Origin of the sequence: Amycolatopsis tolypomycina, from assembly GCF_900105945.1 — a bacterium.
GTDB lineage: Bacteria > Actinomycetota > Actinomycetes > Mycobacteriales > Pseudonocardiaceae > Amycolatopsis > Amycolatopsis tolypomycina.
Genome location: NZ_FNSO01000004.1, coordinates 7,806,784 through 7,820,229, shown reverse-complemented (window position 1 = coordinate 7,820,229; position 13,446 = coordinate 7,806,784). Strand labels below are relative to the sequence as shown.

Below are 13,446 nucleotides of genomic sequence, written 5' to 3'. Positions count from 1 at the left end.
GCCACGGGGTGGCTGGTCTGGCTCGCCGGGCGAGTTGTCCGCCGGGTGCGTGGCTGACCACGCGGGCCGTGAGCCGCCGCGTGGCTGGTCTGGCCCGGGTCGCGCTCACCGACCCCGGGCGAGCCGCCCGCCGGGGATGCGTGGCCGGCCACACCCGCAGAACCCCGGCCGGCCACGCGCCGATCACCCCGCGGTCTGCGTGATCGCGTAGGAGTACGTCGCGTCCGGGGCGTCGGGGCGGGTCGGGTCCAGCGGCTTTGTCGTGTTCTGCACGCTCACCGGGTACGGCGGCGTCATCGGCGTGCTGAGCGGCATCCCGTCGCTGTGCCGGATCACCGCGTCCTGCGTGCTGTCCGCGGCCAGCAACCGCGCCGTCGTCGGGTCGACGAACAGCCGCTGGCCGGTGTCCTTGGCCGCGTAGACCGTGGCCGGCCGCTGGTCCGGCGGTGTCCCGTGGGGCGCGACGTAGTTGAAGATGCCGGGGATGGTCGCCAGTGCGTCGAGCAGCGCCGTCCGGACGTCCTGGGGGAGCACGCCGGTTTCCAGCACGCCCTGGACCATGACGAGCGCCTCCGCCGACGTGCGCGTCCGGCCGTTGGGAGGTTCCTTGGCGTCGAGCGTGTCCGAGACCAGCCGCTGGGCCAGCACCTTCCGGTCGGTGCCGAGCGAGGCGAGGAACGCCGCGTCGGGGGTCAGCCAGTTCAGGTACTGCCGTTCGGGGAACAGCCCGCCCGCGCCCTCTTCGTCCTGGGGCGTCAGGTTGATCTTGAGGTTCTGCTGCAGGTCCGGGCTCAGGCCGCGGACTGTGCCCGTCCACGCCGTGCGCCGGTGCCAGACACCCTTGGGGTCGGCCGGGATCCACAGCTCGGTCTTCTGCTGGAGCTCCGCGCGCCGCCCGAACACGAACTGGGGCAGCCACGCCAGCTTCTGCACGTAGTGGAACTCGCCCGGTGCGAGCGGGCGGTCGAGGTCCGCGAGCGCCGCGGGCTGCACCGTCTCCGGTGAGTCCGGCGCACCCGGCGACCACAAGGCGGCGGCGACGCCGAGCCCGCCGACCAGCGTGACGACGGCCGCGGCCACCGCCAGCCACCGCCACGCCCCGCTGCGCCGCGGCCCGGCGGGTGGTGCTTCCTCGACGCCGGCCGCCGCGAGCAGGGACGCGCGGGCGAAGGCGAGCGAGCCGCCGGCGTCGACGTCGCTGTTCAGGTCCTCGAGCGCCGCGTCGAGCTCGGCTTCGGACCAGATCTTCCGGACGTTGTCTTCACGCAAGGTCCTGCACCTCCTCGGGGGTCGGGGCGTTCGTCCTGAGCCAGCGTCTGATCCGGTGCAGCCGGGACCGGACGGTACCCGGCGGGATGCCGAGGGCCTCGGCGACCTCGGCCGGTTCGAGCCCGGCCCACGACACGAGCAGCAGCGTGTCCCGGTCGGCCGGGCTGAGCCGGGCCAGCGCGCCGGCCAGCTGGGCCGCGCGCACCTGGGCGTCGACCCGCTCGGCGACCCGCCCGTCGTGGCCGACGTGGCTGGCTTCGCCGGTCCGCGCCAGCCGTGCCGTGGCCTGCAGCCCGCGCAGCTCCGACCGCACGTGGTGGCGCAGCAGGTTGGTGGCGATGCCGTAGAGCCACGACCGGGCGGTGCCCAGCTCGGGCCGGTAGGACTCACGCCGGCGCAGCGCGACCAGGAACGTCTCGGCGACGAGGTCGTCCGCCGGTTCGGCGCCGACCCGCCGGGCCAGGTACCGCCGCAACTGCGCGGCGTGGGCGTCGAACAGCCGCCCGAACGCCGGCCCGGGCTCGGGTCCGCCCAGGTCCGGGCGGTCGTGCCCCCAGAGCTCGGAGCCCTCGTGGATCACCTGCATGCCCCCAGTTGCCCGCAGCGTCCGCGAGCGTTCACGGCCGAACAGTGCCATGCCGGGGCTTCGCCCCGGGCCGGGGGCTCCGCCACCCGGAGCCCCCTCGAAAACCTACGTTCGTAGTGATCCATTCGGGGCCGGGTGAGCGACAACCGGCGAGCGCTGCCGAGATCATCCCAGGTGAGGCGCTGTCCAACCAGCACCACAACTGGGGAAGGATTGTCATGCGCAGATTCCGCCTGGCCTTCGTCACGCTCGTCGCCACCACGGGGCTCGTCGCCCTGCCCGCCGTGGCGCAAGCCACCGCCGAAGCCGTGCTCAGCATCCAGTACCAGGTCCAGGAGACCGGCTACTGGTGCGGGCCGGCCGCCACGCGGATCGCCATGTCCGCGCGGACGTCGAACCTGCCCAGCCAGGCCACGCTGGCGGCCCAGCTCGGCACCACCACCAACGGCACCGACTGGATCGGGCAGGTCACCGGCGTCCTGAACGCCGACCTCGGCACCTCCTGGTACGAGACCAAGGAGATGCCGAACGACCCGCCCACCCAGGCCCAGCGCGATCTGCTCTGGCGCGACATCGTCTTGGACATCAACAACGGCTACCCGATCGTCGCCAACATCGTCGCGCCCGCGAACAACCACCCGCCGGGCTACCCGAACTACACGATCTACCACTACTTCACGGTCATCGGCTACGACAGCTCCGACATGACGGTCAAGATCGCCGACCCGGCGAACTTCGGCGGCAACCAGATCTACTGGCTGACGTTCGACCAGCTCGCGACGCTGATCCCGCCCAAGGGCTACGCCGCCTAGACGAGTAATGCGTAAGTCTGGGTGGTGGCTGGAGATGGGCGAAGGGTGTTCAAGATCGGTTTGTGACGACAGACCTGAACACCCTTCTCACCGCACTCTACGTCAAGATCGACGACCACCTCGCCGGCAGGCGGCGGGTGGGCAGGCCGCCGAAGCTGACCGACGCGGAGCTGGTGACCTTGGCCGTGGCCCAGGCGTTGCTGGGGTTCACCTCCGAGGCCCGCTGGCTGCGGTTCCTGCCCGCCCGGATGCCCGGCGCGTTCCGCTATCTGCCTGGCCAGTCCGGCTACAACCGTCGGCTGCGTGCCGCGTTGCCGCTGGTCAAGCAGGTCATGCGCTGGCTGGCGGCGGACACCGACCTGTGGACCGACACCACCTGGATCGTGGACTCCACCCCGGTCGAATGCGGTCGCTCCCGACCCACGGTCCAGCGTTCGGAGCTGGCCGGCTGGGCAAAGTATGGCTTCTGCCGCTCCCACTCGCGCTGGTTCTGGGGACTGCGGCTGCATCTGGTCTGCACCCCGGCCGGACTCCCCATCGCCTGGGCGCTGGCCGACCCGAAGGTCGACGAGCGGCAGGTGCTCATGGCCATCTGCGACCACGAACCCCACCTGCTCACCGAACGTCCGGGGCTGCTGATCATCGCCGACAAGGGCTACGTCTCCGCGGAACTGGACCGCTTCCTGGCCGAGCGCGGGGTCCGGCTGATCCGGCCGTCCTACCGCAACCGCAAGCCGCATCCCGGTGAGCCGCTGCTCAAGTCCATCCGCCAGCTCATCGAGTCGGTCAACGACACCCTCAAGGGCCAGCTGAACCTGGAACAGCACGGTGGACGCACCATCGAAGGCGTCGGAGTCCGCATCGCCCAACGCCTCCTGGCCCTCACCGCCGCCATCTGGCACAACCGCGCCACCGGCCAACCCATCACCCGATCACTGACCGCCTACGACCACTGACCGAGTTACGCATTACTCGTCTAGCGGAAGGCGGTGAGGAGCTTGCCCAGCGCGGCGGCGGCCGTGGCGGAGGTGTAGGGGCCGAGTGCGACGAGGGACGCGACGAGGGCGGCGATCTCGCCCGGGCTGAAGCTCACCGGCGGCACGACGGCAGGCATCGTGAGCCGGTAACCGCCGCCCGCCCCGCGTTTGACCTCGACCGGGACGCCCGCCGCGCGCAGGCGCGTGACGTCGCGCTCGACGGTCCGCACGGTCGTCCCGGTGCGCTCGGCCAGCACCCGGCCGGTGACGAACCGGGGTGCCCGCGCGCGCATCTCCTCGATCAGGGCGTGCTGCCGTTCGACCAGCGGCACGGCCTGGTGCAGCTGGGTCATCCCCGGGTAGCGGCCGGAGCCGACGAGCCGATCCATATGCGGGCACCTTGACCGACATCGCTTTGTCGGGAATCGGATCCTACGGTGATCCCATGGTCATCGTCCGTCCCGCCACGCACTTCGAAGACGTCGCCGCGATCCTCAACCCGAACGGGAACGAGCGCGCCTGCTGGTGCCTTGCCTACCGCGTCACGTCGGCCGAGTACAACGCGCTGCGCGGCGACGCGCGGGCCGAGCGGGTTCGCGGGCTGTGCGCCGGCGAGCCCGCGCCGGGCGTGGTCGCCTACGACGGGACCACGCCGGTCGGCTGGTGCGGGGTGTCGCCGCGGTCGAGCATGGCGCGGTTGACCCGTTCCCGGACGATGCCGCCGCTCGACGACCTGGCCGTGTGGAGCGTGGTCTGCTTCGTGGTGCGCTCGTCGCACCGGCGTGCCGGGGTGTCCGCGGCGCTGCTGGCCGGGGCGGTCGACTACGCGCGTTCGTGCGGCGCCCCGGCGGTCGAGGGCTACCCGGTCGACCCGGAAGGCGCGCGCATCAGCTCGAGCGCGGCCCACGTCGGCACGACGTCGCTGTTCGAAGCGGCGGGGTTCGAGCGGATCCGGCCGACCGAGGCGCGGGCCGATCGCCGGGTCCGCTGGCTGATGCGGCGGGATCTCCGCTGACCGGAGACCCCGCCGCAGAGCCACGCCTAGATGCCCAGCAGTCCCCAGTAGATCGCCCACGGGACGAACACCACGCCGCCCGCCAGCGGGACGCCGAGCCGCAAACCGCGGTTCCGCCACCACGCCACCGCCGTGCCGATGGTGGCGGCCACCGCGCCCAGCGACACCAGTTGCAGCGCCAGCCACGGCAGCGGCCGGCCGGCCACCACCGGGCCCAGTCCCTTGCCCATGGTCAGCTGGAGCACGACGTCGATGACCAGGAAACCGAGCACGCCGAGCAGCCCGGTCGCCGCCAGCCAGCGGCCCGCCCGCGCCACCGGGCCCCGCCGGAACAGCGGGTACCAGGCGAACGCCACCAGCAGGAACGCCAGCACCGCGAGCTGCAGCCACGTCGACTCGTACCAGGCGAGCGGTGCCACGGCGGTGCTCGGCCGGTCCTGCACCGGCGATGCGTCGGCGGTCGACGCGCCCGGCGGGTCGTGCACCCAGCTGCCCACCAGTTCGAGGTAACCGGGCGCGTAGCCGGGCAGCTTGTCGAAGCCGTCCGTCGTCCGCCGCAGCTGGTGCTGCGCGTCCGGGAAGACCCGCAACGTGTGGTGCGCCAGCGATTCCCGGAAGATCCGGACCGCTTCGCCCGGCGGCGTCAGGATGTCCTTCGCGCCCCAGATCCCGAGCACCGGCTGGCGCAGGCTCTTCAGCACCGGCACCGGGTCGTGGTGCGCCTCCGGGAACACGCCGCCGCCGACGAGCTGGCGCAGCATCGTCGACCCCATCCCCACGATCGAGCCGGCCATCCCCAGCCGGCGCAGCTGGTTCTCGACCGCCCACGCCTGCTGCCGCGACGGCTCGACGCCGTTCGCGCCCAGCGTCACGACGAAGGCGACGTCCGAAGAGCGTGAAGCCGCCAGCGGCGCCACCCAGCCGCCCTCGCTCAGCCCCCAGACGCCGACCCGCGCCGGATCGACGCCGGGGTGCTTCCGCAGCGTCTCGACGGCGGCGAGCGCGTCGTCCGCGAGGGTCGAGTACGAGCGTTCGAACTGCGAATAGCCGTCGGTGCGCTTGTCGTAGATGAGTGTCGCGATGCCTTGCCTCGCAAAGGCTTCGGCTTGGTCGCGGTAGTCGTCACGGCTGTGTGCCCCCGAGCCGTGGACCATCACCAGGCCCGGCAGTTTCGTACCACCGGGTGGTGCGACGACGGTGCCGTGCAAGGTCACCCCGCCGTTGGTGAAAGTCACTTCGCCGTCCGCGGCCGAAGCCGGTGGCGCCAGCGCCGTGACGGCCAGGATCACCCCGGCCAGTAGAGCCCCTCTTCGCATGTGAGATCCCCTGTCATGGTTCTTCCCCTGGATCCGGGAACGCGAGCCAGCGCACGAGCACGCGCCGCGCTTCCGGTGACCGGTCGCCTTCGGTGCGCCAGTACCGCCGGAACAGCTCCATGTACTCCTGCCAGAGCTGCTGCAGCTCCGCTTCGGTGAGCCACGTGGCACCGCGCGCGAAGAGCAGTGCGTCCGGCCAGTCGCCGGGCAGCTCTTCGCGCTTTTCCGCGAACCGGTTGAGCTTCTCGAGGTCGTCCTCGAACCCCTGCCGCTGCATGTCGTCGAACAGCACCCGGGATTCGGCGCTCTGCTCACTGCGCCGCGGCCAGCGGATGTCCCGCGGCCGCGTCCGCCACCACCGTTCTTTCCCCCGCGCGAGTTCCGGGACGTCTTCGACGAACCCGAACCGCGCCAGCTCCCGCAGGTGGTAGCTGGTCGCGCCGGTGTTCTCGCCCAGCGACTGTGCGAGCTTCGTGGCCGTTGCCGGGCCCGCCGACAGCACGCCGAGAATCCGGCGGCGGAGGGGGTGGGTGACGGCCTTGAGGGCGTCCGGATCGAGCTCTTCCGGTGGTGGAGCGCTGGTCATGACCCCACTGTAGCCGTGCAAAGAAAGTTGTGCAAAGAAATCTTTGCAAGCGTGCGCAGACCTCCGGACCGGAATGTCTAAAGTGGACTCACCAGATCGGGTGGTCGCTGTACTTCCGCAACGTCTGCACGGACGGCCGCACGTAGCAGATACCCGCCAGGAACCCCATGGTCGCGAAGGCGAGCGTCGAGAACGTCGTCAGCAGGTCGGGCGCCTGCAGCTCCGGCGAGTCGCGCCAGACCCGGAACACGAGCGGCACCGCGAACGACCCGAGGATCAGCGCGAGCGTCAGCACATACGTGAACCGCAGGGCGCTGCGGGTCGCCTGGGCGCTCGCCACCACGAGGTAGTCGCCGCGGAGGCAGCGGCGGCACGTCAGCACCAGGACCGCGATCGCCAGGACGCCCAGCGGCGGCAGCACCGCCGCGGCCTTGCCGAGGAGCGTGTCCGGGAAGGCGTGGCCGTGGACGATGCCCTGGAGGTACGTCGTGAGCCCGAACAGCAGCACCATGCCGGCGATCATCGAGCAGCCGACCACCACCGAGCCCCAGCGCACGCGGTCGGCGAACCGGGGCGGCAGCGGCACGAACTCGACCTGGCCGAACGTCCCCTGCACCCGCCTCACCTCCAGCACACACCGAAGGCCACCATAAGGGCACTGGGTGCCGTCATGGTGGCCTTCAGGGGCTTTCGGACCGAAAGGGCTAATTCGCCGCCAGCAAGTTGGCGCAGCGGATGAGCCCGATGTGGGAATAGGCCTGCGGGTGGTTGCCCAGCGACCGTTCCGCGATCGGGTCGTACTGCTCCGGCAGCAGGCCGGTCGGGCCGGCCGCCGCGACGATCTGGTCGAACAGCTCCTGGGCCTCGGTGCGCCGCCCGGTGAGCAGGTACGCCTCGATCAGCCACGCCGCGCAGATGTGGAAGCCGCCCTCGCCGCCGGGGAGGCCGTCGTCGCGGCGGTAACGGTACACAGTGGACCCACTGCGCAGCTCCGCCTCGATCGCGGTCACCGTCTGCTGGAAGCGCTCGTCGGCCGGGTCGATCAGCCCGGTGAGCCCGACGAACAGCGACGCCGCGTCGAGGTCCGTGCCGTCGTAGGCCGTGGTGAACGCCTGGACCTCGTCGTTCCAGCCGTGCGTGAGGACGTCGTGCTTGATCTCCTCGCGCAGGCCGTGCCAGTTGCCCGGGATCTCGCGGCCGTACTGCTCGCCCAGCTTGATCGCGCGGTCGATCGTCACCCAGCACATGACCCGGGAGTAGACCCGGTGGCGCGGCACGTGCCGCTCCTCCCAGATCCCATGGTCCGGCTCGTTCCAGCGCCGCGTCACGGCTTCCGCCATCGCGCGGACCATCTGCCAGTCCTCGTCACGCAGCTCGTGGCGCGCCGACGCGAGCGTCCGCACGAGCTCGACGACCGGGCCGAAGACGTCCAGCTGCACCTGGTGGTTGGCCAGGTTGCCGACGCGAACCGGGCGCGAACCGGCATAACCGGGCAGCGACTCGATCACCGCTTCGGCGCCGATGACGCTGCCGGCGAGGGTGTACAGCGGGTGCAGCCGCTCCGGGCCGGCCAGCGTGGCGAGCACGCCGTGCAGCCATCGCAGGTAGCCCTCGGCCTCCTCGATCGAGCCCAGGTGCACGAGCTCCCGCACGGTCATCGCGGCGTCGCGGATCCAGCAGTAGCGGTAGTCCCAGTTGCGGACGCCGCCGATCTCCTCCGGCAGCGACGACGTCGCCGCCGCCAGCACGCCGCCGGTGTCGGTGTTGACCAGGCCGCGCAGCGTCAGCGCCGAGCGCAGCACCAGGTCGGTCTGCACGGTCGGGAGCTGCAGCTTCGACGTCCACTCGCTCCAGTAGCGGCCCGCGCGGTCGCGGCGTTCCACTTCGGACAGTTCGTGCGGGCCGAGGTCCGTGGTGCCGCAGCGCAGCTCCAGCACGACCGGCTGGGTCGGCGTCGGCTGCACCAGCGCGGACGCGGTGTCGTGCAGGCCGTCGGAGGTGATGGTCCACTCGACGCCCGGCGAGTACAGCACGAACGGCTCCGAGGTGCCGAGCACCCGCACGCCGCCTTCGACGACCTCGAGCTTCACCGGCACGCCGCCGAACTCGGGCCGCGGCGCGAACTTGACGCTCGCCGCCGCCTCGCCCGAGATCACCCGGACCAGGTCCGTGCGGTGCGGGGCGCTCTCCGGCTCGAGGTAGTCGGTGACGAGCAGGCGCGACCAGCGCGTCTCGACCGTCATCGTGTTCGGCAGGTAGCGCTGGCCGAGCGGGAGGCCGTTGCGGTGCGGCTTGATGGAGAAGTGGCCCGCCCCTTCGCCGCCGAGCAGGTCGGCGAACACCGCGGGCGCGTCCGGCCCGGGGTGGCAGAGCCAGGTCAGCTTGGCGTCCGGCGTCAGCAGCGCGACCGAGCGCTCGTTGGCCAGCATCGACAGCCGCTCGATCGGCGGGGCCGACTCGCCGTAGAGCCAGTTGCGGCGCTCCTCCAGCAGGAAGCCGAGCACCAGCGCGACGTCCACGGTGTCGGGCACCCGGAACGCGGCGAGCGTCTCGCCGTCGCCGACCTTGATGCCCAGGTCGGGGCCGGACAGCCGGGCGAAGGCCTTCTCGTCGGTGACGTCGTCGCCGAGGAAGATCGCTGCCGTCGCGCCGACCTGGTGGCGCAGGATGTCGAGCGCGCGGCCCTTGTCCGTCTGCACGACCGCCAGCTCGACGACCTCCTTGCCGTCGGTGGTCGAGACGCCTTCCCACGTGGACGGTCCGGAGTGGACGGCCGCGAGCACGCGGCGGCCCGCCTCGTGCTCGGCCCGGCGCACGTGCACCGCGATGCTCGCCGGCTTGACCTCCAGCGACACGCCCGGGACGTCCAGCACGAGTTGTTCGAGCTCGGACTCCAGCCGCCGGTGCAGGTCGCGCGCCTTCTCGTCGAGGGCGTGGATGAAGCCGATGTCGAACTCGGAGCCGTGGCTGCCGACGAGGTTCACCTCGGCGGGCAGCCGCGAGAGCGTGGCCAGGTCGCGCAGCGCACGCCCGGAGATGACCGCCGTGGTGGTCTCGTGCAGACCGGCGAGCGATCTGAGGGCCCCGACGGACTCGGGCAGCGGGCGTGCCTCGTCCGGGTTGAGCGTGATGGGTGCCAGCGTGCCGTCGTAGTCGCAGGCAACCAGCAGACGCGGAGTACGGGCGATCTGCACGATCGCGCGCCGTAGCTCGGCGGGCAGGGCCTCGGCAGTCAACACTCCTCCTCAGGAGCTCGTGCGTGGTCGTTCGGGTTAATCGACCGCCTCGGCACCCAAAGCCTGTAGGAACGAGCGCGCCCAACGATCGACATCGTGCGTGAGGACCTGGCGACGCATGGCGCGCATCCGGCGACGGCCCTCTGCCGGGTCGAGGGTAATGGCAGCCACTAGTGCGTCCTTCACCCCGTCCAGGTCGTGGGGGTTGACGAGGAATGCGCTAGAGAGCTCCGCGGCGGCACCCGCGAACTCGGAAAGCACCAGCGCCCCGCCCAGATCGTGCCGCGCGGCGACGTACTCCTTGCAGACCAGGTTCATGCCGTCACGCAGGGGGGTGACCACCATGACATCAGCAGCGGAGAAGAAACCGGCCAGCTCGGTCCGGTCCACGGACTGGTGCAAATAGTGCACGACCGGGTGGCCGACGCGGGAGAACTCGCCGTTGATCCGGCCGACCATCTGCTCGATCTCGCCGCGCATCCGCTGGTAGTGCTCCACGCGCTCGCGGCTGGGGGTGGCGAGCTGGACGAACGTGACGTCGTCCGGCTGCAGCCTGCCCTCGTGCAGCAGCTCGTGCAGCGCCTGCAGCCGCAGGTCGATGCCCTTGGTGTAGTCGAGCCGGTCGACGCCGAGCATGACCGTCTTCGGGTTGCCGAGGTCGCGCCGCAGCTGGGCGGCCCGCTCCTGGACGCCCTTGGTGCGGGCGAGGCTGTCGAGGCCGGCGGCGTCGATCGAGATGGGGAAGGCGCCGACCCGCACGGTCCGGTCGCCGACCTGCATGGTGCCCGGCCGCGACCGGACACCGACCGCGCCGCGCGTCGACTCGAGGCCGATCAGCTGGCGGCACAGCCAGAGGAAGTTCTGCGCCCCGCCCGGGCGGTGGAAGCCGACCAGGTCGGCGCCGGTCAGGCCGCGGATGATCGCCGCGCGCCACGGCATCTGCATGAACAGCTCGACCGGCGGGAACGGGATGTGCAGGAAGAAGCCGATGCGCAGGTCGGGTCTCAGCTCGCGAAGCATGGCCGGCACCAGCTGCAGCTGGTAGTCCTGGATCCACACGGTCGCGCCCGGGGCGGCGACCTCGGCGCTGGCCTGCGCGAACCGGCGGTTCACCTTGACGTAGCTGTTCCACCACGCGCGGTCGAACACCGGGCGCTCGACGACGTCGTGGTAGAGCGGCCAGAGCGTCGCGTTGGAGAAACCTTCGTAGTAGTCGCGGACTTCGTCGGCGCTCAACGAAACCGGGTGCAGGACGAGGCCGTCGTCGTCGAATTCCTCGACGTCGACGTCGGGGACGCCCGGCCAGCCCACCCAGGCGCCCTTGCGCGACCGCAGGAACGGCTCCAGCGCCGACACCAGCCCGCCCGGGCTGGCCGTCCAGCGGCGTTCGCCCTCCGCCGTGCGTTCGAGGTCCACCGGTAGCCGGTTCGCCACCACGACGAAATCGGCCTGGTTCGAGTTCTCCTTCTGGTCACTCACGTCGCCTGCTCCTCGCGTTCTGGGTCGCGGCCCCAGAGTGAAACCCTATCGCGTGAGCGATGAACATTCGGTGACCGCGGTGTTACTCCAAGCTCCGTTCGGTCGGTTCGAGCGGACCAGCCATGCGCGGTCCGGCGAACCGCCGCTCGAGCCGGCCCAGGCCGGTGCGCACCGGCTGGGCCAGCCATTCCCCGAGTACCACGCCCGCTGCCAGCGCAAGCCCGATTGCGACGGCCGTCATGAGGGTCGAGATGTTGCCGCTCGGCTCGACCCCGATCTGGTACAGACCACGGTAGGTCGACAGGCCGGGAAGCAGGGGAGTGATCCCGGACACGGCGACCACCAGTGGAGTAACGCCGAGCCGCCGCGCGAGCACGCCGCCGCAGAACCCGACCAGCGTCGCGGCCACCGCGGACGAGCTGACGCCGTCGAGCTTGGCCAGCATCAGCGAGCCGTAGACGGCGGCGCCGATGCCGCCCGCCGCCGCCGCGACGAGCATGGCGCGCATCTTCGAGTAGCTCGCGAGGGCGAAGCACGCGGAGGCGCCGGCCCCGCCGAGCACCACGAGCGGCAGCTGCTGCGGCGTCGACCCGGTCACCTCGGGCAGCGGGGTGCGCGGCAGGCCGAGCATGACGGCGATCCGCAGGGCGAGCACGACCCCGGCGATCAGGCCCGCCGACATCAGCGCCGTCTCCATGGTGCGGCCGGCGGCGGTGACGTTGTAGCCGGTGATGGCGTCCTGCACGGCCGAGACGGTGGACAGCCCGGACAGCAGCACGGTGACCGCGGCCGCGACGACGAGCGTCGGCTTGTCGGTGGTCAGCACGTTGCTGCTGACGATGAGCATGGCCGAGAGCGTCGCGACCAGGCCGCCGACGACCTGCTGGAAGAAGAACGGCAGCCCGTAGCGGTTCACCACCCGGCCGACCCGGTCGATGACGCCGCTGATGACGAACGCGACGAGCGCGATGTCGAACCCGCCGCCCAGCAGGATGGTGACGAACGCGGCCACGCCACCCCAGGACAGCGTGGCGACCCAGCGCGGGTACGGGTGCGGCGCGGACGTGATCCGCTCCAGCTCGGTCTGCGCCTGCTCGGCCCCCATGTGCCCGCGGACGATCTTGCGGACGAGCTTCTCGGTCTCGGTCAGCCGGGTGTAGTCGAGGCTGCGGCTGCGCACGACGCGCAGCGCGGTGATCGGCGTCAGGTCGGTGCCGCGGTGGCAGGTCACGGTGATCGACGTGAAGATGACGTCGACCTCGCAGTGCGGCAGCCCGAGCGCGCCGGCGATGGCGATGATCGTCGCGGTGACGTCGGACGCGCCGGCGCCGCTGGCCATCTGGACCTCGCCGATGCGCAGGGAGAGGTCGAGGACGAAGTTGACGGTGGCTTCGTCGGGCAGCTGCGGCCCCATGGCCTCTTCGGCTTCGACGGCGGGGAACTCCCCGGTCGGCGCTTCGAGGACGTGCCACGGACGGCGCTTGAGCAGGTTGGGGCGGTGGACGCGGGGGCGTTGCGCGGGGGGTTCCAGGAGCGGCCATCTGGTCGCCCGGCCCCCGTTGGTGCGCTCGTTGATCTTCATGATCCATCCACCTCCTCGCTCGTTCCTCGATGACCATCGACGGCTGCCCGCCGACCGTTGCACGGATCATCCAGTGGCGTCCACCACGTCTCTCCATAGTGGCCTGGACCTGCGGATCCTGCCTCGCGAGTTGATCAGGCTTGACGGCTGTCCACACGGCGTGACACCCTTCCACTAGTCAATTAGTGAAAGGGTGTTGTGGTGATCGAGTTCCGGATCGACCGCCGGTCCGGTGTGGCCACCTACCAGCAGCTCGTCGACCAGGTCGAGCACGCGCTGCGGCTGGGCCTGCTGCACCCCGGCGACCGGCTGCCCACGGCCAAGGAGGTCGTCGCGGCCACCGCGATCAACCCCAACACCGTGCTGAAGGCGTACCGCGAGCTGGAGCGCAACGGGCTGGTCGAAGCCAAGCGCGGGCTGGGCACGTTCGTGTCGCGCTCGCTGGCGATGCCGCGCGACGCCGTCGAAGGACCACTGCGGGACGAGATCGCGGACTGGGTGGGCAAGGCCAAGCAGGCCGGCTTGGACCGCGAGGACGTCGCCGCGTTGATGAAGGCCGCACTGGACGAGAACTTCTAGAGGGGATTT

The 13,446-nt window shown here is 71.2% G+C and carries 13 protein-coding genes; 4 read left to right on the top strand and 9 right to left on the bottom strand.

Translation table 11 applies throughout. From position 1 onward, the window contains the following. Nucleotides 1-183: 183 nt before the first annotated feature. Both BLW76_RS45740 and BLW76_RS45735 read right to left on the bottom strand, forming a co-directional pair. Nucleotides 184-1,269 carry a CU044_5270 family protein gene (locus tag BLW76_RS45740; RefSeq protein WP_091318755.1) on the bottom strand — a complete coding sequence of 362 codons (1,086 nt, stop codon included), beginning with the start codon at nt 1,267-1,269 and terminating at the stop codon, nt 184-186. Next, complete coding sequence (locus BLW76_RS45735; RefSeq protein ID WP_091318753.1) at nt 1,262-1,855, bottom strand: RNA polymerase sigma factor; 594 nt, start codon at nt 1,853-1,855, stop codon at nt 1,262-1,264. Before BLW76_RS45735 ends, BLW76_RS45740 begins: the two co-directional genes overlap by 8 nt. Nucleotides 1,856-2,073: 218 nt before the next feature. On the opposite strand from BLW76_RS45735, the gene BLW76_RS45730 reads away from it, so the two are divergent. Together BLW76_RS45730 and BLW76_RS45725 are read left to right on the top strand one after the other, a co-directional pair. Then, the gene (locus tag BLW76_RS45730; RefSeq protein ID WP_091318752.1) at nt 2,074-2,667 is read left to right on the top strand and encodes a C39 family peptidase; all 594 of its coding nucleotides are present in this window, start codon (nt 2,074-2,076) and stop codon (nt 2,665-2,667) included. Between the two features lie 62 nt (nt 2,668-2,729). Beyond that, the gene (locus tag BLW76_RS45725) at nt 2,730-3,623 is read left to right on the top strand and encodes an IS982 family transposase (protein ID WP_091304781.1); all 894 of its coding nucleotides are present in this window, start codon (nt 2,730-2,732) and stop codon (nt 3,621-3,623) included. Between the two features lie 20 nt (nt 3,624-3,643). Here BLW76_RS45725 and BLW76_RS45720 read toward each other — a convergent pair whose 3' ends face one another. Beyond that, nucleotides 3,644-4,033: a helix-turn-helix transcriptional regulator gene (locus BLW76_RS45720; protein ID WP_091318750.1), complete on the bottom strand. Its 390-nt coding sequence runs from the start codon at nt 4,031-4,033 to the stop codon at nt 3,644-3,646. A gap of 56 nt (nt 4,034-4,089) precedes the next feature. Between BLW76_RS45720 and BLW76_RS45715 the strand changes: the two genes are divergently transcribed. Then, nucleotides 4,090-4,659: a GNAT family N-acetyltransferase gene (locus BLW76_RS45715; protein ID WP_091318748.1), complete on the top strand. Its 570-nt coding sequence runs from the start codon at nt 4,090-4,092 to the stop codon at nt 4,657-4,659. A 26-nt stretch (nt 4,660-4,685) separates the two neighbouring features. Here BLW76_RS45715 and BLW76_RS45710 read toward each other — a convergent pair whose 3' ends face one another. From BLW76_RS45710 to BLW76_RS45685, 6 genes are all read right to left on the bottom strand, one after another. Then, nucleotides 4,686-5,948: an alpha/beta hydrolase family protein gene (locus BLW76_RS45710; RefSeq protein ID WP_091318747.1), complete on the bottom strand. Its 1,263-nt coding sequence runs from the start codon at nt 5,946-5,948 to the stop codon at nt 4,686-4,688. 40 nt (nt 5,949-5,988) lie between these two features. Further along, nucleotides 5,989-6,561: an ArsR/SmtB family transcription factor gene (locus tag BLW76_RS45705; protein ID WP_091318745.1), complete on the bottom strand. Its 573-nt coding sequence runs from the start codon at nt 6,559-6,561 to the stop codon at nt 5,989-5,991. 88 nt (nt 6,562-6,649) lie between these two features. Continuing rightward, nucleotides 6,650-7,177 carry a hypothetical protein gene (locus tag BLW76_RS45700; RefSeq protein ID WP_091318743.1) on the bottom strand — a complete coding sequence of 176 codons (528 nt, stop codon included), beginning with the start codon at nt 7,175-7,177 and terminating at the stop codon, nt 6,650-6,652. Between the two features lie 88 nt (nt 7,178-7,265). Further along, a complete protein-coding gene (gene otsB / locus BLW76_RS45695; protein WP_167384946.1) occupies nt 7,266-9,797 on the bottom strand; it encodes a trehalose-phosphatase in 2,532 nt (843 codons plus the stop codon). Between the two features lie 36 nt (nt 9,798-9,833). Next, nucleotides 9,834-11,276: an alpha,alpha-trehalose-phosphate synthase (UDP-forming) gene (locus BLW76_RS45690; protein WP_091318739.1), complete on the bottom strand. Its 1,443-nt coding sequence runs from the start codon at nt 11,274-11,276 to the stop codon at nt 9,834-9,836. Nucleotides 11,277-11,358: 82 nt separating this feature from the next. Next, a complete protein-coding gene (locus tag BLW76_RS45685) occupies nt 11,359-12,858 on the bottom strand; it encodes a threonine/serine exporter family protein (RefSeq protein WP_091318738.1) in 1,500 nt (499 codons plus the stop codon). Between the two features lie 201 nt (nt 12,859-13,059). On the opposite strand from BLW76_RS45685, the gene BLW76_RS45680 reads away from it, so the two are divergent. Then, nucleotides 13,060-13,437: a GntR family transcriptional regulator gene (locus BLW76_RS45680; RefSeq protein WP_091320702.1), complete on the top strand. Its 378-nt coding sequence runs from the start codon at nt 13,060-13,062 to the stop codon at nt 13,435-13,437. The last annotated feature ends 9 nt before the right edge of the window (nt 13,438-13,446 follow it).